The 26,121-nt window shown below is 59.5% G+C and carries 26 protein-coding genes and 1 pseudogene; 13 read left to right on the forward strand and 14 right to left on the reverse strand.

Translation table 11 applies throughout. The features are described from left to right. Positions 1-276: 276 nt before the first annotated feature. Positions 277-1,560, reverse strand: a complete 1,284-nt coding sequence (locus AC3WLD_RS18115; protein ID WP_225900033.1) for a Rieske 2Fe-2S domain-containing protein — start codon at positions 1,558-1,560, stop codon at positions 277-279. 183 nt (positions 1,561-1,743) lie between these two features. On the opposite strand from AC3WLD_RS18115, the gene AC3WLD_RS18120 reads away from it, so the two are divergent. From AC3WLD_RS18120 to AC3WLD_RS18140, 5 genes and pseudogenes are all read left to right on the forward strand, one after another. Then, positions 1,744-2,931, forward strand: a complete 1,188-nt coding sequence (locus tag AC3WLD_RS18120) for a Gfo/Idh/MocA family protein (RefSeq protein WP_017184794.1) — start codon at positions 1,744-1,746, stop codon at positions 2,929-2,931. A 2-nt stretch (positions 2,932-2,933) separates the two neighbouring features. Next, the gene (locus AC3WLD_RS18125) at positions 2,934-3,926 is read left to right on the forward strand and encodes a PhnD/SsuA/transferrin family substrate-binding protein (protein ID WP_017184795.1); all 993 of its coding nucleotides are present in this window, start codon (positions 2,934-2,936) and stop codon (positions 3,924-3,926) included. Positions 3,927-4,101: 175 nt separating this feature from the next. Further along, positions 4,102-4,584 carry a MarR family winged helix-turn-helix transcriptional regulator gene (locus tag AC3WLD_RS18130; protein WP_017184796.1) on the forward strand — a complete coding sequence of 161 codons (483 nt, stop codon included), beginning with the start codon at positions 4,102-4,104 and terminating at the stop codon, positions 4,582-4,584. Between the two features lie 62 nt (positions 4,585-4,646). Beyond that, a complete protein-coding gene (gene moaA, locus AC3WLD_RS18135) occupies positions 4,647-5,687 on the forward strand; it encodes a GTP 3',8-cyclase MoaA (protein ID WP_051034329.1) in 1,041 nt (346 codons plus the stop codon). A 148-nt stretch (positions 5,688-5,835) separates the two neighbouring features. Continuing rightward, positions 5,836-5,976 (forward strand): annotated as a pseudogene (locus AC3WLD_RS18140) (transposase); the annotation flags it as partial. A gap of 214 nt (positions 5,977-6,190) precedes the next feature. Here the strand turns inward: AC3WLD_RS18140 and AC3WLD_RS18145 are convergent. The 11 genes from AC3WLD_RS18145 to AC3WLD_RS18195 form a co-directional block, all read right to left on the reverse strand. Next, on the reverse strand, positions 6,191-7,642 hold the full coding sequence (locus AC3WLD_RS18145) for an NAD-dependent succinate-semialdehyde dehydrogenase (RefSeq protein WP_017184799.1): 1,452 nt from the start codon (positions 7,640-7,642) through the stop codon (positions 6,191-6,193). Positions 7,643-7,816: 174 nt separating this feature from the next. Further along, positions 7,817-8,452 (reverse strand): TetR/AcrR family transcriptional regulator, encoded by a 636-nt coding sequence (locus AC3WLD_RS18150; RefSeq protein WP_081095131.1) that lies wholly within the window; start codon positions 8,450-8,452, stop codon positions 7,817-7,819. A gap of 9 nt (positions 8,453-8,461) precedes the next feature. Continuing rightward, entirely contained in the window at positions 8,462-9,478 is a 1,017-nt protein-coding gene (locus tag AC3WLD_RS18155) for an aldo/keto reductase (RefSeq protein ID WP_026002705.1), read from the reverse strand. 35 nt (positions 9,479-9,513) lie between these two features. Next, positions 9,514-10,455, reverse strand: a complete 942-nt coding sequence (locus AC3WLD_RS18160; RefSeq protein ID WP_017184802.1) for a Gfo/Idh/MocA family oxidoreductase — start codon at positions 10,453-10,455, stop codon at positions 9,514-9,516. Positions 10,456-10,468: 13 nt separating this feature from the next. Then, complete coding sequence (locus AC3WLD_RS18165; protein ID WP_017184803.1) at positions 10,469-10,861, reverse strand: hypothetical protein; 393 nt, start codon at positions 10,859-10,861, stop codon at positions 10,469-10,471. Next, positions 10,861-11,724, reverse strand: a complete 864-nt coding sequence (locus AC3WLD_RS18170) for a class III extradiol dioxygenase subunit beta (RefSeq protein ID WP_017184804.1) — start codon at positions 11,722-11,724, stop codon at positions 10,861-10,863. The genes AC3WLD_RS18165 and AC3WLD_RS18170 overlap by 1 nt, the downstream gene beginning before the upstream one ends. Beyond that, positions 11,724-12,137 carry a protocatechuate 4,5-dioxygenase subunit alpha gene (gene ligA / locus AC3WLD_RS18175; RefSeq protein WP_026002706.1) on the reverse strand — a complete coding sequence of 138 codons (414 nt, stop codon included), beginning with the start codon at positions 12,135-12,137 and terminating at the stop codon, positions 11,724-11,726. The genes AC3WLD_RS18170 and ligA overlap by 1 nt, the downstream gene beginning before the upstream one ends. Next, positions 12,134-12,430, reverse strand: a complete 297-nt coding sequence (locus AC3WLD_RS18180) for a DUF2218 domain-containing protein (RefSeq protein WP_017184806.1) — start codon at positions 12,428-12,430, stop codon at positions 12,134-12,136. Before AC3WLD_RS18180 ends, ligA begins: the two co-directional genes overlap by 4 nt. Next, the gene (locus AC3WLD_RS18185; protein ID WP_017184807.1) at positions 12,427-13,449 is read right to left on the reverse strand and encodes an amidohydrolase family protein; all 1,023 of its coding nucleotides are present in this window, start codon (positions 13,447-13,449) and stop codon (positions 12,427-12,429) included. Before AC3WLD_RS18185 ends, AC3WLD_RS18180 begins: the two co-directional genes overlap by 4 nt. Beyond that, positions 13,446-14,330 carry an NAD(P)-dependent oxidoreductase gene (locus tag AC3WLD_RS18190; protein ID WP_017184808.1) on the reverse strand — a complete coding sequence of 295 codons (885 nt, stop codon included), beginning with the start codon at positions 14,328-14,330 and terminating at the stop codon, positions 13,446-13,448. Before AC3WLD_RS18190 ends, AC3WLD_RS18185 begins: the two co-directional genes overlap by 4 nt. Before the next feature lie 64 nt (positions 14,331-14,394). Then, complete coding sequence (locus tag AC3WLD_RS18195) at positions 14,395-15,564, reverse strand: LysR substrate-binding domain-containing protein (RefSeq protein WP_017184809.1); 1,170 nt, start codon at positions 15,562-15,564, stop codon at positions 14,395-14,397. 102 nt (positions 15,565-15,666) lie between these two features. On the opposite strand from AC3WLD_RS18195, the gene ligK reads away from it, so the two are divergent. The 5 genes from ligK to AC3WLD_RS18220 all read left to right on the forward strand — a co-directional run bounded on the left by ligK (position 15,667) and on the right by AC3WLD_RS18220 (position 20,433). Continuing rightward, a complete protein-coding gene (gene ligK, locus AC3WLD_RS18200; RefSeq protein WP_026002707.1) occupies positions 15,667-16,341 on the forward strand; it encodes a 4-carboxy-4-hydroxy-2-oxoadipate aldolase/oxaloacetate decarboxylase in 675 nt (224 codons plus the stop codon). Next, entirely contained in the window at positions 16,334-17,389 is a 1,056-nt protein-coding gene (locus AC3WLD_RS18205; protein ID WP_026002708.1) for a 4-oxalomesaconate tautomerase, read from the forward strand. Before ligK ends, AC3WLD_RS18205 begins: the two co-directional genes overlap by 8 nt. Further along, positions 17,386-18,255: an amidohydrolase family protein gene (locus AC3WLD_RS18210; RefSeq protein WP_026002709.1), complete on the forward strand. Its 870-nt coding sequence runs from the start codon at positions 17,386-17,388 to the stop codon at positions 18,253-18,255. The genes AC3WLD_RS18205 and AC3WLD_RS18210 overlap by 4 nt, the downstream gene beginning before the upstream one ends. 144 nt (positions 18,256-18,399) lie before the next feature. Further along, positions 18,400-19,617 carry an MFS transporter gene (locus AC3WLD_RS18215; RefSeq protein ID WP_017184813.1) on the forward strand — a complete coding sequence of 406 codons (1,218 nt, stop codon included), beginning with the start codon at positions 18,400-18,402 and terminating at the stop codon, positions 19,615-19,617. 171 nt (positions 19,618-19,788) lie between these two features. Beyond that, the gene (locus AC3WLD_RS18220) at positions 19,789-20,433 is read left to right on the forward strand and encodes a nucleotidyltransferase family protein (RefSeq protein ID WP_165418735.1); all 645 of its coding nucleotides are present in this window, start codon (positions 19,789-19,791) and stop codon (positions 20,431-20,433) included. Here the strand turns inward: AC3WLD_RS18220 and AC3WLD_RS18225 are convergent. Then, the gene (locus tag AC3WLD_RS18225; protein WP_026002710.1) at positions 20,408-21,697 is read right to left on the reverse strand and encodes a glycerate kinase type-2 family protein; all 1,290 of its coding nucleotides are present in this window, start codon (positions 21,695-21,697) and stop codon (positions 20,408-20,410) included. The genes AC3WLD_RS18220 and AC3WLD_RS18225 overlap by 26 nt on opposite strands. Then, positions 21,694-22,629: a 2-hydroxyacid dehydrogenase gene (locus AC3WLD_RS18230; protein WP_129927481.1), complete on the reverse strand. Its 936-nt coding sequence runs from the start codon at positions 22,627-22,629 to the stop codon at positions 21,694-21,696. Before AC3WLD_RS18230 ends, AC3WLD_RS18225 begins: the two co-directional genes overlap by 4 nt. A 657-nt stretch (positions 22,630-23,286) precedes the next feature. On the opposite strand from AC3WLD_RS18230, the gene AC3WLD_RS18235 reads away from it, so the two are divergent. From AC3WLD_RS18235 to AC3WLD_RS18245, 3 genes are all read left to right on the forward strand, one after another. After that, the gene (locus AC3WLD_RS18235) at positions 23,287-24,279 is read left to right on the forward strand and encodes an XdhC family protein (RefSeq protein ID WP_017184816.1); all 993 of its coding nucleotides are present in this window, start codon (positions 23,287-23,289) and stop codon (positions 24,277-24,279) included. Between the two features lie 147 nt (positions 24,280-24,426). Continuing rightward, entirely contained in the window at positions 24,427-25,455 is a 1,029-nt protein-coding gene (locus AC3WLD_RS18240; protein WP_081490968.1) for a helix-turn-helix domain-containing protein, read from the forward strand. Positions 25,456-25,487: 32 nt separating this feature from the next. Next, positions 25,488-25,643: a type II toxin-antitoxin system YafQ family toxin gene (locus tag AC3WLD_RS18245; RefSeq protein ID WP_081490969.1), complete on the forward strand. Its 156-nt coding sequence runs from the start codon at positions 25,488-25,490 to the stop codon at positions 25,641-25,643. The last annotated feature ends 478 nt before the right edge of the window (positions 25,644-26,121 follow it).

Genomic DNA, 26,121 nt, shown 5'->3' on the forward strand with positions numbered 1-26,121 from the left:
TTCGGCGAACGTTTCATCAGAGCCATGGCGGCCTGATGATCAACCGCCCGGCCGCACACGGAAATCCTGACAGTCCCCCGAAAAACGCGGCTGCCAGCTGGAGCCCGGCAACCACTATCGGTTGCCGGGCAGCCAGAACGGCGGAAAAGCGCGCGCTGGCGGGGACTGACACACGGCTCGTGACGTCTCCGCTCCCCAGATCCTCACTCAGAACATAATCGACGAAGTTGTCGAGTTGTTGCTGATCCAGGCCCGCGATCAAATCCGACTCACGCATCAGGAAACCGCGTCCGCCAGATCTTCAACTTCTTCCTTGTCGGCGAAGACGCCGGTCAAGCGCCTCTCCTCCTCGGAGACGTTGATCAGCCGCCAGTCATCGCCCTTGGGGACCATGCCCTCGAACGACATGAGCTTCGCCAGTGGCACGCGCGGTTCTACAGCACCCAGTGCCGGCTCGCCTTTCTGAACAGCCTGGGCGGCGCGATACATCTGGGTGCGGAAGGTGAAGATCGCCTTGTCGCTCGAGCCGAGCAGATCCTCGCTGCGGTCGGCGATCGGCCCCATCGATTCCCACATCGCCATGTCCTGACAGGGAATGCCGTAGATGCCGGTAAAGTCGCCGGCTTTCATCAGGGCCCGGTCCTGCAGATAGTTGTTTTCGGCGTTGCGCCGCTTTTTGAAGGTAACGGGCTCGACGTCCTTGCCAATCTCCGCCCCGCAGAACTTGCGCCAGGCATCCTGACTGATGCCCTTCGTCGGATGCCAGGCGATCCAATAGAACATGGTGTTCACATCGTCGATCGGAACCAGCATCTGTGACAGATGATATTGGTCGTTGGACGGGATGTGCACCGTGAACGGAGCCTGGAACAGAGTCATGCGTACATAGTCCTGCTTGTCCGCATCGATGATCGGCTTGCGGATAGCAGCATAACGAAAGCCGAACGGCGTTTTCTGCACTTCAATCTTGGGCGCCTTGTCGGCCGACGGGCGAAGCCACGCGGTGTCCGTAGCCGTCGAGCCGCTTACTTCGGTGGCCGTCGGCATGTTCGATGAATGCAGGCTCGAACTGTGCGCCGAATCGATCGACCCTTCGAGAACCTGCGCCCAGTTGCAGCCGCCATGCATTTTCACGATGCTGATCTTCTCAGCCGGCGCGGCCGACCAGTTCGGCGGGCTGAAAGGGATGACATTTTCCGGGTCACCCATCCACACCCAGACGAAACCAGCAGATTCTACCACCGGATATGCCTTGGTCTTCATCGTGCCGCGTAGCTTTGCATCGACCGGCTCGGAAGACATGTCGACGGCATTGCCGTCCACATCGAATTTCCAGCCATGATAAAGGCAACGCAGGCCGCATTCCTCGTTGCGACCGAAGGCAAGGGAAGCGCGCCGGTGCGGGCACAGCTCGTCGAGCGCACCGATGCGCCCCTCCGTATTGCGGAACACGACCATGTTCTCACCCAGCAAGCGAACACGCAACGGCGTGCCGTCTGGCTCGGCGACGTCCTCGATCATGCAGGCGGGCAACCAGTGCTGCCGCATCAGCTTCCCCATTGGGGCCTCGCCCTCCACACGGCAAAGCAGATCATTTTGTTCCGGAGTCATTAGCTACCCTCCTCATTTTGGCTTGGCACGAAGACGAATCACCCTCAGGATGCGCCCTTGAAATTACTTCTATATCGTAGTAATGGCTTTTTCAAGCCTGATTTTCGGGTTGAAGGGAGCGGCAGGCAAAGAATGGCAAATGCGTTGCGACTAGGAATCATTGGGCTCGGCCGGGGTTTCATGCTCACTCTGCCCGCGCTGAAGGCCGATTCTCGCGTAGCGCTTGCCGGGGCTTTCGACCTGCGCCGCGAAGCTCGGGAACGCTTCGCGGACGAATTCGGCGCGCCGGCGTTCGATACGCTCGACGCGCTCTTGTATTCGCCGGTTATCGATGCGGTTTATATAGCCACCCCGCATGAGTTGCATGCCGAGCAGGCCATCGCCGCTCTGCGGGCTGGAAAGCATGTGCTGGTCGAAAAGCCGATGGCGACAACGCTTGCAGATTGCGCGCGTATAGAGCGCGCCGCCGCCGATGCCGGCAAGGTGCTCGTGGTCGGACCCAGCCACGGCTTCGATGCACCCGTACAGGCTGCCGCGCAATTGGTTGCCTCAGGCAGGTTCGGTGCCGTGCGGATGGTCACGGCGCTCAACTTCACCGATTTCATGTTCCGGCCCAGGCGTCCGGAAGAACTGGATAGCGCCCGTGGCGGCGGCGTCGTCTACAGCCAAGCGGCGCACCAGATCGATGTCGTGCGCCGCCTTGTCGGGCAGCCCGTTTCATCTGTTCGCGCCGTCGCCGCCAACTGGGATAGCAGCCGCCCGAGCGAAGGCGCCTATACGGCGCTGGTGACATTTGAAGCCGGTGCTGCAGCGTCGCTGACCTATAGCGGATATGCGCATTATGACAGCGACGAACTGGTGGGGTGGATAGCGGAGCTTGGCTATGACAAGGACCCGGATCGCTACGGCGAGGCGCGTAAGAGGCTTGCGACGCTATCATCGCAGGATGAAATCGAAGCCAAACTGAAGCGCACATACGGCGTCCCGGCTGTCGCTGCCGACACGCCAGCGCCGCATCATGAGCATTTCGGTTTCATCATCGTCAGCTGCGACCGCGCGGACCTGAAACTGTCGCCCAAGGGGCTCTCAATTTATGGGGACACCGAACGCGATTTCCAGCCGATCGAGCCCCCTGCCCTGCCGCGCAAGGAAGTCATCGACGAGTTTGTCGGCGGTTGCCTAGGCATTCGCCGCCCGATCCATGACGGGCGCTGGGGACTTGATACCATGGCCTGTTGCGTCGCGCTCCTCGAATCGAGCCGACGCAATACGGACGTAGCGCCCAACCAACTTCTCGACACTCTATCGGAGAAACCGTGACAATGACCAGACTGAGCCTTTCCCTCGCCTGTTGGGGCTATGACCGCACCGAAGCCCTCCAGACGGGCGCGGTCCGGCCCGACGGCATCGACCTCAACTTTCAGGTTCTGGATGTCGAGGAAACCTTCTTCCGCATGCTGCGCAATCGAGAATTCGATGTCGCTGAACTGTCGATGTCGTCCTATTGCGTGACCCTGGGCCGCGAGAATCCTGGCTTCATCGCCATTCCCGTCTTTCCTTCGCGCTTCTTCCGCCACTCCTGCATTTTCGTCTCCGCCAAAAGCGGCATCGAAAAGCCCGAGGATCTCGTCGGCAAGCGGATCGGCGTGCCTGAATATCAGATGACGGCTCCGGTCTGGATCCGCGGCATCCTGCAGGACGAGTATGGCATTGATCCTGCGTCGGTCACCTACGTCACGGGTGGTGAAGAGGAGCCGGGGCGCGAGGAGAAGCTGAAGCTCAATCTACCCGACAAGTTCAAGGTCGAGCCGATCGGACCCACCCAGACCTTGAAGCGCATGCTGGCGGATGGAGAGATCGATGCGCTGCATACTGCGCGGGCGCCGTCGACCTTCTATTCGGAGCCGGGCAAGGTTCGGCGCCTCTTCCCCAATTTTGTGGACGTTGAAAAAGCCTATTTCGCGAAGACAGGAATCTTCCCGATCATGCATGTCGTGGCCATCCGGCGAGACGTGTATGAGAAGAATCGATGGATTGCTCAGGCGCTTTACAAGGCATTCGTAGAAGCCCAGCGGTTGAGCTATGAACAATTGTTGGTGTCGGCATCGCTGAAAACGATGTTGCCATGGCAGATCGCCGCAGTGGAGGACACTATTGCTACGATGGGCAGGGAATGGTGGCCCTATGGCATCGAAAAGAACCGCCACGTCATCGAGACATTCACGCGTTACCATCACGAGCAGGGCCTGTCGCCCCGCCAGCTCACCATAGAAGAGATGTTCGCGCCCGAGACTTTCGCCGAGTTCCGCATCTAAGAAACCATCCTGCACGAGGCCAGTCTACTGCTCACATGATGGTCCTCGGGACACGTTTAATATCCCGAGGACCATCATAGGAATATGGGTTTCGGGTGCCGGGTACGGTTTTGCGATGCGTTCGTGCGGCGTCTGTGCGAGTGGAGGATCGGTTGAACCCGTCAGGAGTGAACAGATGTCGAAGCACGCCCCCAAACTCGATCCGGAACTGAGTTTGGGCTATCAGGTTCGGCGCTGCCACCGACGGTTCGATCGGCTCTTGAGTGCCTATTTGGCCAAGCACGAACTCAAAACCGGTTTCTGGTACTATCTTCGTGTCCTATGGCTCAGGGACGGGGTGACCCAAAAATATCTGAGCGACATGACTAACGTCACCGAAAATACGACGGTCGCCATGATAAACGCCATGCTTCGGCAAGGGCTGGTGCAACGCGCCAAGGACAAGGATGATCGTCGAAAATTGCGGATTACTCTTACAGATCATGGCCGTGCGCTCGAAAAGGAGCTGATGCAATACGCGATCGACATCAACAAGGTCGCTGTTGCTGGCATCGAGCCGCGCGAAGTTGAAATCTGTCGATCGGTCCTCGAGCGCATATCAGCCAATCTCGCTGCCGAATTTGATAGGCTGCCTGCGAAGCCTGCTGACGAAGGATGACTCCTCCACATCATCCCTGGATCAGGGGCAACAGGCCATGAACAGGGAGGGACGTGTGCGCCATGGCTGAACGGGAAGGCCTCACGGCCACTCCAACTCCCGATAGAGGGAAGCCTTGGCGCAGCCTGACCGACCGTTTCGGCCGAACGATCACTTATGTCCGCCTGTCCGTCACCGATCGGTGCGACCTGCGCTGCCGTTATTGCATGGCCGAGCGCATGGAGTTCCTGCCGCGCCAGGACCTCCTCACCCTGGAGGAACTGGCGGAACTGGCCGATGCCCTGATCGCGCGAGGTGTGCGACGCATCCGCCTGACCGGTGGCGAGCCTCTGGTCCGTCGCGGCATCGTCGGGTTGGTGGAGGCGATCGGCCAACACATCGGCAACGGCCTTGATGAGCTGACGATGACAACCAACGCTACCCAGCTCGCCACAGTCGCGCGCGACCTCCATCGATATGGCATTCGCAGACTCAACATCAGCCTCGACAGCCTCGACCACGAGCGCTTCCGGGCGATCACCCGGCGCGGCGACCTGGACCAGGTGTTGGCCGGGATCGCCGCCGCGCAAGACGCGGGCCTCGCCGTGAAGATCAACATGGTTGCGCTCAAGGCGCTCAACGAAGATGAAATCGGAACAATGGTTGGCTGGTGCGGCGAACGGGGATTCGATCTCTCGCTGATCGAGACGATGCCGTTGGGTGCGGTGGAAGAAGACCGGACCAATCATTATCTGCCCCTCGACCTCGTGAAACGTCGGCTGGCGCGCGAATATGTCCTGATTCCGTCGCTCCACCGAACCGGCGGACCGGCGCGCTATTATGACGTTGCCGAAACCAGTCGGCGGATAGGCTTCATTACGCCCCTCACCGACAATTTCTGCGCCGGCTGCAACCGCATCCGCATATCGGCTACTGGCACCATTTTTGGTTGTCTCGGCCGCGACCAGCGCATCGAACTGCGCGATGCGATGCGTGTTGGTGGCCGGGATGCGATCGACGCGGCGCTGGATGCCGTAATGACCGCCAAGCCACTCCGCCACGAGTTCGACATTGCGCGATCACAGCCGGCTGTCGAACGCCATATGAACGTCACTGGCGGTTGAGCGCCTCCATGATCTTTTGTTCGCCGACGCAGTATGGCCGTTACTTTTTGCGCGGCTGGTCGATTGATTTTCATAAAATTGGTCTGCCTTGAGAAAATTGGTCCATTTCTGAAGAGAGCCCGAGCGGGCGAAAGGAATGGAGAAATATATGGGACGTCAGCGATTTACGCCGGAACAGATCATCGCGAAGCTGCGTGAGGTTGATGTGATTGTCGGGCGAGGCGGGACCACCGACGAGGCCTGTCGTCAGATCGGGATTGCCGAACAGACGCTATATAGGTGGCGTAAGGCGACAGCCGCTGCTTCATATTCGTTGATAATGTCGGTCTTCTTCGCCATGATAAGCTCGTACGCACTACGTTGTTCGACTGTCGCACGAGCTTAATCGCGCGGTCGATTCAGCTACCGTAGTAACGGCCTGTCATCAACAGCCAGCGCGTTCGTTTTTTGCCGTTTCTCTTTGACAATCCAGTTCTAAAGAAACGCTTGGAATCGGATGCGTCCTAACCGATCTGATGACAGACGAATTTCAAATTGAGATACTCATCGATCCCATATCGTGATCCTTCCCGCCCGAGACCGGATTCCTTCACCCCACCGAAAGGCGCGACCTCCGTCGAAATCAGGCCGGTGTTGAGCCCAACCATCCCATATTCAAGAGCCTCACTCACCTTCCAACTGCGCTCAAGGGATTGCGTGTATACATAAGCCGCCAAGCCGCTGTCCGTGGCATTCGCCAAATTGATCGCCTCATCCTCTGTCTGGAAACGGACGAGGCCGGCAAGGGGGCCAAAGGTTTCCTCCCGACATAGGAGAGCATCCGGCGAAACATCTACGAGAACGGTCGGCTCGAAGAAATGGCCTGCCCCGGGCACTCGTCGCCCTCCGGTCAATATCCTGGCACCATGTTTGACGCCGTCTTCGATATGGCTTTCGACCTTTGCAACGGCACGTTCATCGATCAATGGCCCCTGATCCGCGCCGGTCGAAAGACCCGGCCCGACGGCAAGCGCGCGAACACGTGCCGCCAGCTGCCGGGAAAAGGCTTCATAAACGCCGGATTGGACCAGAATGCGATTTGTGCAGACGCAGGTCTGACCTGAATTCCGGAACTTTGATGCTATTGCGCCTTCAACCGCATCGTCGAGTTTCGCATCATCAAAGACAATGAACGGCGCGTTTCCACCCAATTCGAGGGAAACCTTCTTCACGGTGCTCATACAACGGGCGGCGAGCATCTTGCCAACGCCTGTCGAACCAGTGAAGGTGAACTTGCGAACGCGCTTGTCAGCCGTCAGCACATCGCCGATCGGCGCGGGCTGACCGGTCACGATATTGAAAACTCCCGCCGGCACTCCGGCCTGGTCGGCCAGCCACGCCAAAGCGAGCGCTGAAAGCGGCGTCAATTCCGACGGCTTCAGCACCATGGTACAGCCGGCAGCCAGAGCTGGCGCTGCCTTTCGGGTGATCATGGCGAGCGGAAAATTCCAGGGTGTTACAGCGCCTACCACACCCACGGGTTCGCGTCGCACCAGGAGACGGTGGTCGGCCGCATGAGGTGCTAAGACATCTCCGTTCACACGCTTCGCCTCCTCCGCGAACCATTCGATGAACGATGCCGCATACACCACCTCGGCCTTGGCCTCGTGCAACGGTTTGCCTTGCTCGGCCGTCAGAAGGCGCGCCAGATCATCCGTATGGACGAGCACCAGATCATACCAGCGCCGCAAAATCGCGGCCCGCTGCTTGCCTGTAGCTTTTCGCCAATCGGTCAAGGCACGATAGGCCGCGTCGACGGCACCTTCGGCCTCGCGATACCCGAGATCCGGGACCGAGCCGACCAAGGAGCTGTCTGCCGGATTCAAGACGTCGATTCGCGCTTCGCCGTCGATCCATGCGCCATCGACAAAAGCTTGCGCCCGGAGCAGTTTTGGCTCCGCAAGGCTAAGATTCACGTTTGCTATTTCCCTGAAATCCAGTTTGGCATTCCCTAACAAATCCGGCCGATGGATGCCTTCGCGGTATGGACACTCTCATTTGATGAGAAGCCATCCATTCTGATAGCTGATGCATGTAAACGCCCGACGATACTCGCGGAATCTTGATTGCGCGAAACCAGATGAGAAGCGTTAGTCCGGCGTGATAGCGACCAGTTTCGAGACACGCACCGCGCTTCGAGGGCGTCGCGCACCGCTCATCAAGGCATCGTCTGCGATCGCATGGATGCTATAATAGATCAGCGTTGATAGCGCGTGGGGATCATCCACACACCATGCGCCCTCCAGCGTTCCTTGTGAAAGCAGATCGCTGATATAGCCCACAAGCCCGTCGTTCACGGCCACGGATCTGAGCGGCGTATCCCCACTGAAGAAGATCACATCCCGCAACTCGGGCGTGTCCAGATAACTTTCCACCGCCGTCTCGACCAGAAGATCGATCCGCGTGAAAAAATCGTCGGATTCGCAAAGACTGATCCTGCTTTTGACACGGTTCAATATCATGTTGCAGAAGTTGTCCCGAAGTGCCGCACGCAATTCGGTCTTACTTGAAAAATAATGGTAAAGTGTGCCCTTAGCGAGGCCAGTTTCAACGCAAACGTCATCCATCGTCGTCGCGTCATAGCCTCGCTCAACAAACAATCGCCTCGCCGCTTCCAGAATTTCGACGCGCCGAAGCTGAGCCTTCCTCGGACCGGGCGGGGCACCGGCCGGCCGGCGAACTGCGGCCGCGACCCTGCGTCGCCGGTCCCGAACGACCCGTTTCACCTGAACAGTCTAGCTGGCAAGCGGCTCACCCTCCCAAATCTCGGTACCAATTTGCGATTGGGCTTCCTTTGAATAACGAGGTCCCGAAACGGCGCCAAAAGCGAAAAGGGCGTCCACTTGGTCAAACACGACCTCGGAGATGGTCAACGACAGGGTATCCAGAATTTCATCGAGATGATCAATGTTCGTGGTCCCGGGGATCGGAACGACGAAGTCGCGCTTTGAAAGCAGCCAGGCGAGGCAGAGCTGCGCCGGAGTGCAATCTGCAGCCCGGGCCAACCCAGCCATCTGATCATAAAGCCCGAGGTTCCGCGTCAAATGAGGTTCCTGGAACCGCGGCATCGCGGCTCTCAGGTCGCCTTGCTGGAAACCTGCCGTACCCACACTTCCCGCCAACAAGCCGCGAGCCAGAGGCGAGAAGGCGATAAAGCCAATCCCGAGCTCCTCGCAGCAATCGAGTACGGCAAGTTCCACATTGCGCGTCCAGGGCGAATATTCGGTCTGGACAGCTGTCACCGGATGGATCGCATGTACCGCGCGGATCGTTTCTGCCGATACTTCCGACAAACCGATCGTGCGAATTTTTCCTGCCTCCACTGCCCGCGACAGGGCGCCGACCGACTCTTCCATCGGTACCTTCGGATCGAGGCGGTGAAGATAGTAGAGGTCGATGACATCGGTCCTCAATCGTATCAATGCTTCATCCAATGTCTGCGTGATCGCCGCCGCCGAACCGTCGAGACCGCGTTTTCCATTGATCTCGCCAAGCGCGCATTTGCTGGCAAGGACGAAATCCTTGCGGCGATGTCCCAAGGCACGCCCGATCAGCGTCTCATTTGCTCCGAACCCGTAGAGAGCAGCCGTATCGAAGAACGTGACGCCTCTATCCAACGCATGTAACAGTAGCCGTTCAGCTGCTTCAGCCTCGGGACGCGGCTGATACCCATGCGAAAGGTTCATGCAGCCAAGACCAATTGCTGACACGGAAAACGGGCCTAAAGCGCGCTTTGGAAGGGTCGCGGTCATACTATGCTCTTCCTGCCTGTGGTAGCGCGAAGGGATCAGCGGACAAGCTGCGCTTCCAGTTCGCCAAGCACGCGATAGCAATCGAATACGCCGGCGACTGAGGAATTGGGCTCGCGACCCTCGCGGATGGCCGCGACGAACTCACGATCCTGTAACTCGATGCCGTTCATCGACACATCCACCTGGGAAACGTCGATCGGCTCCTCCTTGCCGTTCACCAGGTCGTCGTAGCGCGCGATGTAGGTGCCGTTATCGCAGATATACCGGAAATAAGTGCCGAGCGGTCCGTCATTATTGAACGACAGCGAAAGGGTGCAGATAGCGCCGGTTTCGCTCTTCAATTGGATCGACATATCCATCGCGATCCCAAGTTCCGCATGGATTGGCCCCTGCAGCGCATGTGCCTCGACGATCTTTCCGGCCTGATAGGCGAAAAGGTCCACCGTATGCGCGGCATGATGCCACAGCAGATGGTCCGTCCAGCTACGCGGCTCACCCTTCGCGTTGATGTTCTTGCGGCGAAAAAAATAGGTCTGGACGTCCATCTGCTGGACGTTCAGTTCTCCGGCCCGGATCTTGTTGTGCACATATTGGTGCGACGGATTGAACCGACGGGTGTGGCCCACCATGCAGACCAGACCCGTTTCCTTCTGCTTGGCCAGGACCGCTTGCGCGTCTGCCCAGCTGTCCGCCAGCGGAATCTCTACCTCGACATGCTTGCCTGCCTCCATGCAGGCAATAGCTTGCTTAGCGTGCATCTGCGTAGGCGTGCATAGAATGACCGCATCGACGTCGTCGCGGGCAAGCGTTTCATCGAGTTCTGTAGTGACGTGGCCGACACCGTATTTCTCGGCTATCGCCCGGGTCGGCTCCAGCTCGCGGCCGACCAGCGAAGTGACGGTCACGCCATCGATGTTCTTGAGGCCATCCAGGTGCTTCTCGCCAAAGGCGCCCGCACCAGCCAGTGCAATCCGCATATGTGACATTTCCTTATGTTGGGTTGCTTCGCGAAGCAGCCAGTTGCAGTTCAGCGAGCCCCTGCTCGAGGTCATCAAAGGCCTTGCGTATGCGTCGAGTAGACGCCTGAAAATCAGTCGCTCTCTCGTCTAGCGCCACCGCCGGCCAGCGAGCTTGATGCTCAGCCAGCGCGGCGCGCAAGACCGACAGGTTTTTGCGAAACCGCGACCAGGCAGCCGAAGCACTCGCGTGCGCTTGCCAGTCATTCGTAGAATTGCTGACAAAGCCCAGCTTGCGCGACAATTCGAGCCTCAAACGAACCACTTCCTTCCGCCAGTCAGGCGGTTGGTCCTGGACAACCGAGGCGATCGATTGTTGCGTCTCACGCAGTTCGATCACTCTGGCCTTGAGGTCTTCGAAGTCCACTAGACCTCCGATGACGAACTCTCAGCCGGCCTCAATATGAGATGTCCGACCGCGGTATTGGACGCCGGGACGTGATAGTGCCGATGCAATGGCTTGACCATGCGGCCCAGCGCCCCGCGCATGATGAGCCACATCACCATTTCGATGCCTTCGGAGCCCGTCTCGCGCAGATATTCGATATGGGGAATGGTACGAAGCGTCTCCCCGTCATTTGTGCTCATCAAATCGAGGAAGCGGTTGTCCCATTCCGCATTGATCAGGCCCGCTCGAGGCCCCTGCAACTGGTGGCTCATACCACCCGTACCCCAGACCTGCACGTTGAGATCTTCGGGGAAGCTCGCCACTGCCCGCGCGATCGCCTCGCCCAATTGCCAGCACCGGTTGCCCGATGGCGGCGGATATGTGACCACATTCACGGCAATCGGAATGACCTTTACCGGCCAGGCCTCGGGCTGACCGAACATGAGACTGAGCGGAACGGTCAAGCCGTGGTCGACGTCCATCTCGTTGATGATGGTCATGTCGAACTCGTCCAGGATCAGGCTTTGCGCAATGTGCCAAGCAAGGTCTGCATGCCCGATCACCTCCGGCACCGGCCGCGGTCCCCAGCCTTCATCACAAATACCGTAGCGATCGGCGCAGCCGATCGCGAAAGTGGGGATTATCCGCATGTCGAAAGCCGACGCATGGTCATTGTAGACAATGATGACTACGTCGGGCTTTTCTTCGGCGATCCATTGCTTCGACCAGTCATAGCCGGCAAATACCGGCGCCCAATAAGGCTCGCCCGTCTTGCCGTTGTCGATCGTGGCGCCGATCGCGGGAATATGGCTTGTCGCGACGCCGGCGGAAATGCGGGCCATCACCTTTTCTCCCGAATCGAGCGGACGCCTTCAGGCGAGCGGCCGCCGGCAATCATCATCGCCTGATAGTCCTGGGGGCTCATGCCGGTCATCGTGCCGACGGCCTGTAGGAAGCTGAGCCCATCCGTCGAGAAGACCTTGGCCAGAAAATAGATATTGCCGCCGAGATCGAGGCAGCGATTATAGTCCCGATCCAGAACGGCCTGCTTCTGATCCTCGGTCATCGGCCATTCATCGATATAGGCACGCTCATCGGCTTTCCAGCGCTCACGGTTTTCGGCTTTCATCAGGCTCATCGCGAACTGGTTCATCCAATAGCCCTGCCGGGCACGTTTTGCCGTATAGACCCGCGTGCCGGGGATATCGTCGAACTCGGCCAAATAGGCGTGAATATCCCTTGTTCGACCAGTCACCGCCCATCCTCCCAGGTATAAGACAAAGGGGCTTCCCGAAAGGCGAACCTGTCGAGATGGCTCTCGATTACCCCCCGCAGGGTTTCAGCCTCTTCCGCGCCTGATGTGCGCAGGACGATACGGATACCCTCCGGATCGCTGGTAAAGCTCGCTGAAGCCACGTCAGAAAAGGGGACTAGGCCTTCTCCATCGGCATAGGACGTCTCGAACCGGTGGCTCCAATGCTTGATGAGCTGCTGGACATATTTGTCACCGGAAGCAGTCGAAACGAAGGCTTTCGAAACGAAGCTCACAGCCCTCTCTCCTTCAATCGGGAATCGAGCCGCGGAAAAACCCGGCGGGCGTTCCCTTCGAAGATCGCATGACGCTCCGCGTCGCTGATCACGAGCGCGTCCACATAACGCTTGGTATCGTCGAAATAATGGCCGGTGGTAGGATCGATGCCGCGCACCGCACCGACCATTTCCGAACCGAACAGGATATTCTTGTTGTCGATCACATCGGCCAACAGGTCGACGCCTGGCTGGTGATAGACGCAGGTGTCGAAGAAGATGTTGTTCATCAGATGCGCATCGAGGGCCGGCTTCTTCAGCATGTCGGCCAGGCCCCGGTAACGCCCCCAATGATAGGGGACGGCACCGCCGCCATGCGGGATGATGAAGCGCAAGGTGGGGAAATCCTTGAACAGATCTCCCTCGAGCAACTGCATGAAGGCGATCGTGTCGGCCGCGATGTAGTATCCGCCCGTGGCATGCATCGCGGGATTGCAGCTGCCCGACACGTGGATCATCGCCGGAACGTCCAGCTCCACCATCTTCTCGTAAAAGGGATACCAGTAACGGTCTGTCAGCGGCGGATGCTGGAAATGGCCGCCGCCCGGGTCGGGGTTCAGATTGCACCCGATAAATCCCATATCGACGCAGCGTTCCAGTTCCGCGATGCTGTTCACCATGTCGGCTGCGGGCGATTGCGGCAGCATGCACACGCCAACGAAAGTTTCCGGATAAAGGCCGACCACGCGCGAGATCAGGTCGTTGCAGCGGATCGCCCATTCCTTCGCGACACCGGCATCACCGACATGCGGGGCCATCGCAGACGCCCGGGGAGAGAAGATCGTGAGGTCGGCGCCACGCTCTTTGATCAGGCGAAGCTGGTTGGATTCGATGGTGTCACGGATTTCATCGTCGGAAATCTCCGGATAGGCCGGCGCAGGCACGCCCGCTTTGAAAGCCGCCTTCTGCTCCTCTCGCCAGGCATCGTGCCCCTTGGGCAGCACGGTATAATGACCATGGCAGTCGATAATCAGACTCATGCGGCGTCAACCCTCCCCACTAGTTTGGATTCCAGATCGGTGATTTTCTCGATTTTCGCGGAAAGCCCTTCCGGCGGAGGTGTGACCCCCAATCGACCCAGACGGCGATGCAGCGCGACAGCCTCGCGAGTCATCCCGCTTGCTGCCCCCAACCCTTCGAGCGTGAGCGCAACTTCTTCCATCTCGGCGGCGCGGCGCAGGCCATGAACCATCATCCGGTCGAGATTATAGTCCGCCTTGGCATCCCATTCGGGGCCGAGCGAGCCGAGCACTTCAGCCGTGACCCCTGCCCTTTCCGCCGCGAGCACGCATTCTGCGGTGAGGGCTTCGATACCTTTCACCATCACCGAACGGATCATCTTGATCGCCGAGGCCTGACCGACCTTGTCGCCCACTACCCGGATATTCGTGAAACCCAACCGCTCCAGTGCCGCCGCCGCGTCGCTCCCTCTGACGCCGCTCAGCAACAGCGGTACGGAGAGCTTGGCGGGATTGACCGGCGCCATGACCGCCACGTCCACATACCACCCGCCGGCAGCTTCAATCGTTTGTGCGGCGATGCGCTTGGTTTCAGGCGCCACGCTGTTCATGTCACAGAACATCGCAGCAGGAGCGACCAGCGAGGCGGCGGCGCGCGCGGCCACGACGGCTTGATCTGCCGTCACCAGCGAAAGCACCAGCGGCGAGCGGCTCACCGCATCGGCAAGCGTGTCGCTTCCCGCAACGCCAGCTGCCAGATACTCACGACGCTTGCGGTCGGCGCTGGCCGGATCATCGGTCAAAACGTCGAAGACACGCGCCGAAGTCGACCAGGACCCTGCTTCCGCAAAGCTGCGGCCCGCTTCTCCGAAACCAATCAAAGCGACAGCAATCTGATCCATTTGCCGAGATTAGCGGCAACCGTCCACGCACCGCCAATCGGATTGGCACCTAATGCATTAGAAATTACGAAGTGTGTTCGTCGCGCAGCACTGCGGCCTGTTCCTCGATAACCTCGATCAGAGCAGCCTGTGCCGGCGTAGGCCGCCAATCCGATCGGACGGTCAAACCGATGGTGCGCGACATCGGACGCACCGGGCCTGCAATTCTCACGAGCCACCCCGCCTCCAGTTCCACACTGACCTGATCGGGCGACAGCAGAGTGAGGAAATCGCTTTCGACAAGAATTTGCCGGACGATCATGACTGAGCCGCATTCCATCGGCACGCGTGGTGGCGTAACGCCGACCTCCTCGAACATCGACTGCCAATGCGCCCTTAACGGCGTACCAGCCGCGGCCACGATCCATGGATACCGCGCGAGCGCCGCAATCGTCGGGGGCCGGCGGGCCTGCGCCAGCGGGTGGTGCGCGCCGGCAAGAATGATGAGCGGATCGTCGAAAAGTTCTCTCTGTGCCATATCTGCCGATATATTTGTCCTCGCCGCACCGACCATCATATCGATATCGCCGTCACGCAGCGGCCCCGTCAGCTCGGCATAGGAGCCCTCCATGATGACGATATCGATATCCGGCTTCGCGCGATGAAACGCTGCGACGGCGCTCGGTAACAGGCGCGCACGCGAAAGCGGCATCGCTCCGATCGTGATGCGCCCTCTTTCGTGGCCTCGCAATGCGGCCAGCTCAATATCCGCCGATCGAAGCTCGGCAAGCGCGAGCCGGAAATTGCGCGCCATCGCCAAGCCGCGCGCCGTCAGGACAACACCCTTGCCGCGCCGCCTCACAAGATCCTGTCCCAAAGCGAGCGAAAGGTCGCTCACCGCCCGATGCAGCGATGCTTCGCTCAGACCCATGGCCGTCGCAGCATTTGCATAACTTCCCGCTCGCGATAAGCCGAGAAAAGCGGAAACCTGCGCCGCCGTCGCGCGCGTTTGCCCCAGAAGCCGAATGATCGCGGTAGCGCGCGGCGCCAGGATTCGTGCCTCATCCGTGGGGATCATGCGGCGCGGCTGCCGTTCGAAAAGCGGCACCCCGAACCGCAACTCCAGCTTGGCGATTCCCTGCGTCACTGCAGGCTGGGTAAGGTGAACCTCACGCGCGGCTGCCGTCACGCTTCCACTTTCCATGATCGCCAGAAAGGCGCGCAGATGCCGCAGATTCACGTCCAGCCGTTCCATGCTGCACGATTAGCAAATTCTTATTCATCGGGCAAAGAACGGATTTGCTGCAAGGACGGAACGGCGCGCATTCTCCCAGTTATCGTTGCCAAGGAGAGCGTTGTGTCGGGTTTAGTCGTCCAATCTATCGAGCGAGCGGAAGCGCCGGTAATCGACGCCCTCGCCTCTTGCGGCGTTGCGACGGTCCATGAAGCGCAAGGCCGCACAGGGCTGCTCGCCTCCCGCATGCGCCCGATCTATGCAGGCGCCCGTATCGCGGGCTCGGCGGTCACCATCTCCGCGCCTCCCGGGGACAACTGGATGGTGCATGTCGCCATCGAGCAGCTGCAGCCCGGCGACATTCTCGTGCTCGCCCCCACCTCGCCTTGCGAAGACGGCTATTTCGGAGACCTTCTCGCCACCTCGGCGATGGCACGGGGTTGCCGGGGGCTGGTAATCGATGCGGGGGTACGTGACGTGCGCGATCTGACGGCCATGGGCTTTCCTGTCTGGTCGAAGGCCATCTTCGCACAGGGTACGGTGAAGGCGACGCTGGGATCGGTCAATGTCCCCGTCGTTTGCGCAGACGCCGTGATCCGTCCCGGTGACGTGATCATTGCAGATGACGATGGGGTCTGTGTGGTCGAGCGCGAACGCGCCGCCGACGTGTTGGCAAAGGCCCAGGCACGCGAAGCCAATGAGGAAACGAAGCGTCAACGGCTCGCTGCCGGGGAACTCGGCCTCGACATTTACGATATGCGTGGCCGCCTCGCCGAAATGGGCCTGAAATATGTCTGACCCCACCCGCGTCATGTGGATGCGTGGCGGCACATCCAAAGGGGGCTATTTCCTCAAAGATGACCTCCCTGCCGATATCGCGGCACGCGACGCCTTCCTGCTCCGCGCGATGGGATCGCCCGATCCCCGCCAGATCGACGGGATGGGCGGGTCGGATCCCTTGACAAGCAAGGTGGCCGTGATCTCGAAATCCGAGCGTCCCGGCATCGATGTCGACTATCTGTTTCTTCAGGTATTCGTCGACAAGCCTATCGTTACCGATGCACAAAATTGCGGCAATATCCTGGCCGGCGTCGGTCCGTTCGCGATCGAACGCGGATTGGTGCCGGCACAGGACAGCGAGACGCGTGTCACCATCTACATGATGAACACCGGCCAGATTGCCGTGGCGACAATCGAAACACCGTCAGGGCGCGTGCGCTATGACGGGGCGGCAAGGATCGACGGCGTACCGGGCACGGCGGCTCCGATCCCGCTAGAGTTCCGCGAAACGGCAGGCTCATCCTGCGGCGCGCTGCTGCCTACCGGAAATGCCTGTGACATCGTGAACGGCGTGCCGGTCACGTTGATCGACAACGGCATGCCCTGCGTCGTGATGAAGGCCGAAGACGTCGGTGCGGCCGGCTACGAGAGTCGTGACGAGCTGGACGGCGCCAGCGATCTCAAGGCACGGATCGAGGCGATCCGCCTTGCCGTCGGCGAACGAATGAACCTCGGCGACGTGCGCGAGAAATCCGTACCCAAGATGATGCTGGTTGCACCACCGCGCGACGGAGGCGCCGTCACGGTACGCAGCTTCATCCCCCACCGCGCACATGCCTCGATCGGTGTTCTCGGCGCGGTCAGCGTCGCCACCGCCTGCTTGATCGAGGGATCGCCCGCCGCGCAGGTCGCGTCAATCCCAGGCGGTGCCCGCAAGACCCTGTCGGTGGAGCATCCTACCGGCGAGATGAGCTGCGTCATGGAGACGGATGCAGACGGCCAGGTCACCAGCGCCGCCATCTTGCGTACCGCGCGCAAGCTTATGGATGGAGAGATTTTCGCATGAGTCGTATCGTAAGCTGGCACGCCGATCCCTCACGCCCGCGGTTTGTACCACCCGCCGGCGCGGTCGATGCGCACTGCCATGTCTTCGGACCGATGGCGCAGTTCCCCTTCAGCGCGAAGGCCAAATATCTTCCCGAAGATGCCGGGCCGGACATGTTGTTCGCGTTGCGCGACAGGCTCGGTTTCTCCCGCAACGTCATCGTGCAGGCCAGTTGCCACGGCACGGACAACAGTGCGACGCTGGATGCAATCGCAAAATCCGATGGACGCGCGCGCGGGGTAGCGGTTGTCGATCCAGCCATCAGCGATGCCGAACTTGAAAACCTGCACCAAGGCGGCATTCGCGGCGTGCGGTTCAACTTCCTGAAACGGTTGGTCGACGATGCGCCCAAGGACAAATTCCTTGAGGTCGCCCGTCGCATCCAGGGCCTCGGCTGGCATGTCGTCGTCTATTTCGAGGCGGATATCCTGGAAGAACTCCGTTCGTTCCTCGACGCCATCCCTACGCTGATCGTCGTCGACCATATGGGGCGGCCCGATGTCACGCAAGGACCGGATGGACCGGATATGCGTGTCTTCCGGGCACTCCTCGACAGCCGCGACGATATCTGGACCAAGGTGACCTGTCCCGACCGCCTCGATGGCAGCGGCCCGCCATGGGATGCTTTCGCACAGGCCGTGCGCCCCCTTGTCGAAGACTATCCGGATCGCGTCCTGTGGGGCACCGACTGGCCGCACCCGAACATGCAAGATGCAATTTCGGACGATGGCGCGCTGGTCGATATGATCCCCCGCATCGCACCGACGCCTGAGTTGCAACATCGCCTGCTCGTGGACAACCCGGCCAGACTCTACTGGCATGATTAAAGCATGGATGCTGTCACCGTCGAAACGGGGGCATGCGCTTCATTGGCATGGAGATCGATAGCCGCCAACCAGTCTGAACCAGGCTGCGGCGGTTCCGCAGTTGAGTTCACGCAGACGGAGGGCGGGCATAGAGGGGGATACCTTATGACCGTCACGACATCGAAAGCCGAAAGCGCAGGCTGGGGCTCAATCTTTCTTGTCTATTGTTACGGTCTGCTTGCCATAGCGTCCGCCGGCAAGATGGCGCCGATCGCAGCGGATATGGGCAAGGCGCTCGGCTCTTCTCCGCAGGAGATCGGCTGGATTATCGGTCTCCTGTTCATTGCTCCCACACTCGGCTCAACCCTGGGCGGGTCAGCAGTCGATAGGTACGGTGCTCGGCCCATGCTCGCTGGCGCATGTGTGCTCATCGTGATCGCAAACGCCATTTGCTACATAAGCGACAGCTTGGGCCTGATCGAAGCGGCACGTCTGATCGAAGGTATCGGCTTTGTAGCGATCACCGCTGCCGCTCCTTCGCTCCTCATCATGACTACATCGGGAAAACGGCAAACCGGGGCCATGGCGCTCTGGTCGACCTATTTCGCCGCAGGCATAAGCGCCGGTCTGCTCCTTGCCGCTCCATTCTCCGCAACCGAACACTGGCGTCTGCCATTCGTCATTCATGGTGCGGCGGCAGCCGGCCTTGCCCTTTCCGTCGGCTTGCTCCCGGTGCCTGGACAGACGTCCCGCGGAACCGCTGGCAACGACGACGCCTTGCGGGCGGTGATCGGAGAATCGGGCGTACTCCGGTTGGCGGCCGCATTCGCGATACTCACCATCGCTGGTTTTGGCGTCAATATCGTCATGCCTCAATACATGGCCAAGACTCTTGGTGTTTCCGTATCCATGGGATCTGCTGCCGTAGCGATCTCGAATATCGCCAGTATCTGCGGAGGGATATTGACCGGCTTTCTTCTCTCCCGCGGTCACTCGTTCAAGCTCGTTGCCGCAACCATATCCGTCTTAGCCTGTATGGCGAGCATCTCTCTTTTCCTGCCTCAATCGAGCGTAACCTTAACGATTGTGAGCTTGATGGTCTGGGGTTTCGCCACGCCTGGTACGATGGTGGCGGTGGTCATGATCATGATTCCACGCGTTCTCAAGAACACCGCTATTGTTGGCCTGGCTAACGGTGTTGTCGTCCAGAGCGGCTCTGCCGCCGCGTTCTTCGTACCCGCAATTTACTTCTCTTTACTGGCCAATGGTATCTGGTGGTACTTTGCCCTTCTCGGCCTGGCCTGCGTCATCTTTGCTTTGATAACACTCCTTACCATCCAGCCGACGGGCGGCATGATCGACGATGGTGCAAATATCCACTAACGCCATCTGAACACATGAACCGCCAGTCGCGGAAATGGTGGGGAGGATTGGAGATGGCTGTGCGGGAATGGGACGGGAGTATGATCGGAAAGGGTAGCGCACCCCTATACGAACCTATCCAACCGCTGGGCGCATGACGTGCTCTCCGGCAATTACTAAAGACGAATGCACATGTGCGTGCGACCGATAGTGCTGGCCGCCGGCCGTTCGAGCCGGATGGGCTTCGACAAGCTCCGGACCAATCTGGGCGGACGGCCAGTGCTGGCGCATATCGTCGATACAATCGAACAGGCGGGTTTACCGCCGCCTCATATCGTAACGGACGCGGATGCCGCTGAACTCAGGGATATCCTTGGGAAGCGCGAACTATGCCAGACCCGAGCTTCCGACGCCCGTCGGGGAATGGCCCATTCATTGATCGCTGGGATCTCCGCGCTGCCGCAAGATACGCGTGCTGCGATCATTTGTCTGGGCGACATGCCATTTGTCCCGGCAAGCCTCTTGCAAAGGATGGCTCAGCAAGCGACCCCATCGACGATTTTGGTTCCTATAAGCGATGGGCGAAGGGGGAATCCGATCACATGGGGTTCTGATTTTTTCCCCGCGCTGCTGAATCTCTCAGGTGATACTGGCGCACGCTCACTTCTCGAAAAATATCGCGCGTCTGTCGTTCCCATCCATATTGACGATCCCGGTATTCACTTTGACCTGGACACACCGGCAGCGTTGGCGGCCGCACAAAGTCAATGGAATCAGAGGCACGATGGTTTAACCAGACTACCGACCAAGCTTAGCGATCAATCACCGGATCGATGAGAATGGCCCGGAAATCGTTGACGTTCGTGCATGTGGGTCCTGTTACGACGAGATCGTCCAGCGCAGCGAAGAAGCTATAGGAATCGTTGCGGCGCAAATAGGCCGCAGCATCCAGTTTCTTCCCGGCAGCGCGCGTCAAGGTCGACGCGAACGCAACAGCTCCCGCATTGTCGCCGGCGCCATCCAGGCCATCGGTATCGACTGCCAGCGCCGCAATCCCTTCCTGCCCCGCTGTCGCCAGCACAAAGCCCAGAAGATATTCGCTGTTCCTGCCTCCTCTGCCTCGGCCGGAGACGGTCACGCTCGTCTCTCCGCCGGACAGAATGCATGCCCTACGCCCCGCTCGAAGCGTTTCGAGCGCCAGCTTTGCATGCGCGGAACCCAATTCACGCGCCTCCCCCTCCAGGTCATCCCCCAGAATGATCGGCTTGTAGCCGACGCTTTCGGCGCACCGGGCTGCTGCAATGAGAATATCGCCCGGCTTGACGATCAGGAACGCACTATCACCTGCCCGTCTTGATCGATCGTCAGGTGAGGGATTATCCAAACCCTTCCGCAGGTGCCGGTTGATGGATTCCGGAACATCTATGCCATATCGCTCGAGAATCGGTGTCGCCGCAACGGCTTCCGCCGCATTGGCAATCGTCGGACCAGACCCGATCTTGCGAATGTCGTCTCCCGGTATGTCTGAGACGGCAAGAGTGAGCAGGCGCGCCTTACCTACCGCATGCGCCAGTCGGCCGCCCTTCACCGTGGAAATCTGCTTGCGCACCGCATTGATTTCGGAAATTGTTGCCCCGCTTTTCAGCAAGGCCTTGTTCAGTCCTTGCTTATCTTCAAGGCTGACGCCTTCGGGCAAGCCGACAAGAAGCGCCGAAGCCCCGCCAGACATCAGCGCGATGACGAGATCATCGTGAGAAAGATCTTTGACCAACTCCATCATGCGGTCCGCAGCCACCACGCTGTTCCCGTCGGGAACCGGGTGACCAGCCTCCAAAATCTGAATTGGACCGGAATAGGAAGGCGATTGATGGCCGTAAGGCACAACGACGGCGCCGGAAAGCGGGGCCGGCCAAAGTCTGGCAAGCTCATTCGCCATCGCTGCCGCGGCCTTGCCCCCTCCGATGACGACGGTTCGACCGAGAGGAACTGAGGGGAGAAAGCGCTCAAGCTTGCCTTCGACGCCGGCAGCGTTCAATGCTGTCGACAGGAGAGCATCAAGCTGTACCCTTTGCCTCGCCTCGAGATCAACGAGCGCGCTCATTTCGAGACACCTACGCCATTTTCGACCGGCCGGCCGGCAAAGAAAGCGGCGATATCGCGCGCCAAGCTTAAGCCCATACCTTCCCTTGCGCGTCTCGTCGCACTTCCGAGATGCGGCAGGAGGAAGGTGTTAGGTGCCTCTACAAGATCGCGGCGAATATCGGGCTCGCCGACAAAAACGTCGAGCCCGGCGCCGCCGAGCTTGCCGGATTGCAACGCCGCAATCAGGGCTGTTTCATCGATCAACCCTCCCCGTGCCGTGTTGATCACGATCGCACCAGATTTCATCGAAGCTATGCGCTCTGCATTGAGCCAGTTTTGCGTCTCCTCGGTCAATGGCAAATGCAAAGATAGAAAATCGCTGCCAGCCAGGACTTCCTCCATCGATGAACAAATGATCGTCCCGGGAGGGGGTGGATCACCCGCGGACGATGAACGGACCGAGGTCAGTATGTTCATGCCAAACCCTGCCGCTCGGCGAGCGACCGCGCGGCCGATCCGGCCAAAACCGAGAATACCCAAGGTCGAGCCGTGAATATCCGTACCGACGAGCTGGTTCGGTTCCCAACCGGTCCACATCCCCGACCGCAACAAAGCCTCCGCTTCGCTTGCGCGCCTGGCCGCTCCGAGGAGGAGGAGCCAGGCTATGTCCGCCGTGGCTTCGGTGAGCACGTCGGGCGTGTTCACCAATGCTATTCTCCGAGCTTGCAGCGCCCTGAGATCGATATGGTCGATACCCACGGAGTAAGTCGCTACAAGCCGGATGGAAGGGGGTAACCGATCGATAAAATCCGCGGTCACCTTGTTCATCAAGGTGCAGATGAGAGCGTCAAAACCGTTGCAATTCTCAAGAACGCGCTCAGGAGCGGACTCACCGGGAAGGATCGAAAGATCGGCGAAAGATTGAATTTCCCCGACAACCCTGGCGGGCATTGCATATGTCGCCAGGACCCTCGGACGAGCCTGCAGCGAACCAACCTCTTGCGACAAGGAAATCCCCCCAACTACTGTGGAATGGCAGCGTAATGCCAACGGCTTGACCACCGGCTAAAGACCGGAAGGAATTGTCCGCCGCATGCCTAATTCTTGCTCTTCACAACATACTTCGATATAGAACCGTTTACAAGAAGGTTGGCCTTTCGCTCGATCGTTTTCAGCCGCGAAATGGAGACGGAAACCGGAAAAAGAAGCAACTGCTCGCTTCGATCGGTGGACCAGCATTCCAGAGCGCGGCGATGCGATCGCCATGGCGTTCAAAAGAGTGTAATCGAGTGGATCAGGCGGATGCCAATGCTGTTTTATCGATCGGACAAGATGGGGTTTTCATAGAAAAGTGGGGAATTCCATCCGCCGAGTTTGCCCCAGCTTCAGCGGCGGGCGCGATCACATCGTTGCGCACCGTTCGTACCCATGCTCTTCATAGCTCCCCCATCACCGGTCCAAGCGGCCGAGCATATCATAGGGGGCTCCTGCGATGGCGGCGTTGGGCTGCGTCAAGCAGAGGGCTTTGGAGGGACCGATACAAGCAGCCATCGGCTGTCAAAGGACCAAGAAGTATAGCGCGTGAATCCTTGGCACGGGGAGGGGCGCATGCAGCTTGAGGGCAATGATTGGCCTACCTTCGGTTGGATTTCCGATATCCGCCCGTGCCTTGAGAGCGCCCGCCGGCAGCATCGCAATGTCGTCCTGGGAACGATCACACGCCTCGTCGGCTCTTCGCCGCGTCCAGCAGGAACACAGATGGTGTTCGATCAGGATCGGGCCGGCGGCTATTTTTCCGGAGGATGCCTGGAAGCGGATGTGGCCAACCATGCCGCTGAAGTGCTCCGCGATCGCACTCCCAAGACACTGCTTTACGGACAGGGAAGCCCCTGGATCGACATCAGGCTTCTTTGTGGCGGAACCATAGAAATCCTCCTCGAATCCATCGATTCCGAGGAACCCGCGGTCGCCGAATTGCTGCGCCTTGAGGTAGCTCGAATACCCGCTCTGTGGCGTAGTGACGGCTATGCCCGCACAGTCGAACCAGCTCCCCCCGATTGCCCCACCTGGGCCGCGGATGGGACGAAATATAGCCTTCGCTACGACCCCAAAAGTCGCCTAGTCGTTGTCGGCGGAGATCCGACCGCACTGGCTCTGGCAAAGTTGGCTTCCGATGCGGGTTTCGAAACCTATCTGATTCGCGGAAACGGACCTGGGACCACGCCTCCAATCGGCGGGTTGACCTATCTGAGAACCGCTCCTGCGGCCACGTTGCACGCGATGAGCCCGGATCCCTGGACCGCTGTGGTTTCGGTCACGCACGACGATGTCGTCGACGACGATGTCGTAACTTCGGCCCTGCGCTCCAGCGCCGGGTATATCGGTGTCCTCGGGGCCCGCTCAAGAATCGGATCGAGACGTGACCGATTGATAAAAGCGGGTTTCGGCGAACATGACCTAACCCGGATCCACGCGCCAATCGGTATCGCTGGTTGCGGGAAGACGCCTTGGGAAATCGCCGTTTCGATCGTTGCCGAGATCATGCAGTCGCGCAATCTGAGCGCGCGTGCACCGGAAAGCCAAATCAACCCGGCAGCCTGATGTTTCGGAACTGCCGGGAGGCAGAGGGTCAGCTTGCGCGCTCCATAGCGCATTATGCCGGCTCGCTTAGGACCCTTTGCCGATATATGCTATGGTCACGCCTTACGGCCCCGAGGCTTCAGCTTGATTGCACGAGGCTGTGAGGCTGTGGGGCGCAACGAGCACAAGACGCCTTCCATGAGGAAAGAAGTCTGGCGGGAGCAATCGATGAAAGACCATCGGAGCATATGGGAGACTCCCGGGGAGGAGCGACACGCGAACCTGAATTTCTGGCAGGACGCGGTGCTAGCCACATTTTGCCGGGTCAACATTCATTCCCGGGCGCAAGATGATTTTCTCGGTCGGATCGAAAGGCATTCATTCGATGAATTCGACCTGCTCGACATAAAGGTTTCTCCCCATACTTTTGAGCGCACCCCAGAATATATCGTCGATGACAGCTGTAACGATATTCTGATTAACACGATCAAAAGCGGTTATCTCAAATTCTATCAATTTGGCCGTGAGGATATCGTTGGGCCAGGGGACATGTTCCTCAGCGATAGCGCTTCGCCATTCAGCTATCTCTTCAACGACCCCATTGCGGTCCAGACTTTCAGAATTCCACGTCGGTTCCTTACGAGCCAAATCCCCAATGTCGAGGATGTAAGCGCGCGCAAGATCGATGCCGAGGGCCACTGGTCCAAGGCACTGGCTGCCTATATCGGCGCCCTGCAGGCCTCCGGCCGGGACCATCTGAGCCTGCAGCCGGCCTCGCAGTTCGCCGAGCAGATCGTAAGCCTCGTTCGCCTCGCAATCGGTCCTTCGATTTCGGATATTTCGCATCACCAGGCAAAAACGCTCACACGGATCCGCCAGGCGATGCGCGAAAGATTGAACGAGGAAGGCTTGTCGCCCAGGGAGATCGCGAATGACGTGGGCATCTCGAGAAGTTACCTAAATCTCCTGCTTGCCAAAGCCGACACCTCGTTCCGGCGTGAGTTGGATGGCATGCGGATCGATCTGGCCATGCGGATGCTGGGGCCATATGGCCGTCGATTGAGCATCAAGGAAGTCGCCCTGCAATGTGGCTTTGCCAACGGCGCCCACTTCTCACGCAAGTTCCGAGCCGCCCGCGGCATGCCGCCAAGCGAATACCGACACTTTGCTCTTGCCGCCGAACCCGAAGATGCCTGACCTGATCGGCAGGACGCTGCCGTGATCCCGTCATCGAGGCGCTGGCGCATGACGAGCCATTGGCGCCGCGCCACCGCGACCATGCGCTGAACAGCGACTGGCACGACCACCGGGATTGCCATATTACGCCTGACGATGAAACCTTTCAGCTTGTGCGCTTGGGATCGCACGCGGAATTGGGATGGTGATGCCCGCGTATGGCGGGAGTCATCCAACTCCCGTTACAATTCCCTGCTTTCCCGAAGATGATAGTTTTAGGAATGGCGCAGGCAAATCGCTGATACTCTAATAACACTGACTGATCGGGGAGGCACAACATGACGACCGACCATTCCGCTGGCTGGGATGCCGTCGCTGAGCGGTTCATGGCTATCCGTTCGGAGATCGGTGTGACATTAGTCCGATCTTGGGCGCGGGACAGTCTGCCTTCATCAGCCGCTATACTCGATATAGGGTGCGGGTCCGGCGTGCCAATTGCCCAAGCATTGGTAGACGATGGCTTCTCTGTCTGGGGGATCGATGCGTCGCCTTCACTTATCTCGGCCTACCGGCGTCAGCTGCCTGACATGCCTGCCGCCTGTGAACCAGTGCTGTGGATCGGCGTGCAAAAAGGACCCCGTTAGCGGGGTGATCGGCGTCTAAAAGGGACCCCTCATTTCGATGGTT

Source organism: Novosphingobium sp. FW305-C-111 (genome assembly GCF_058783565.1).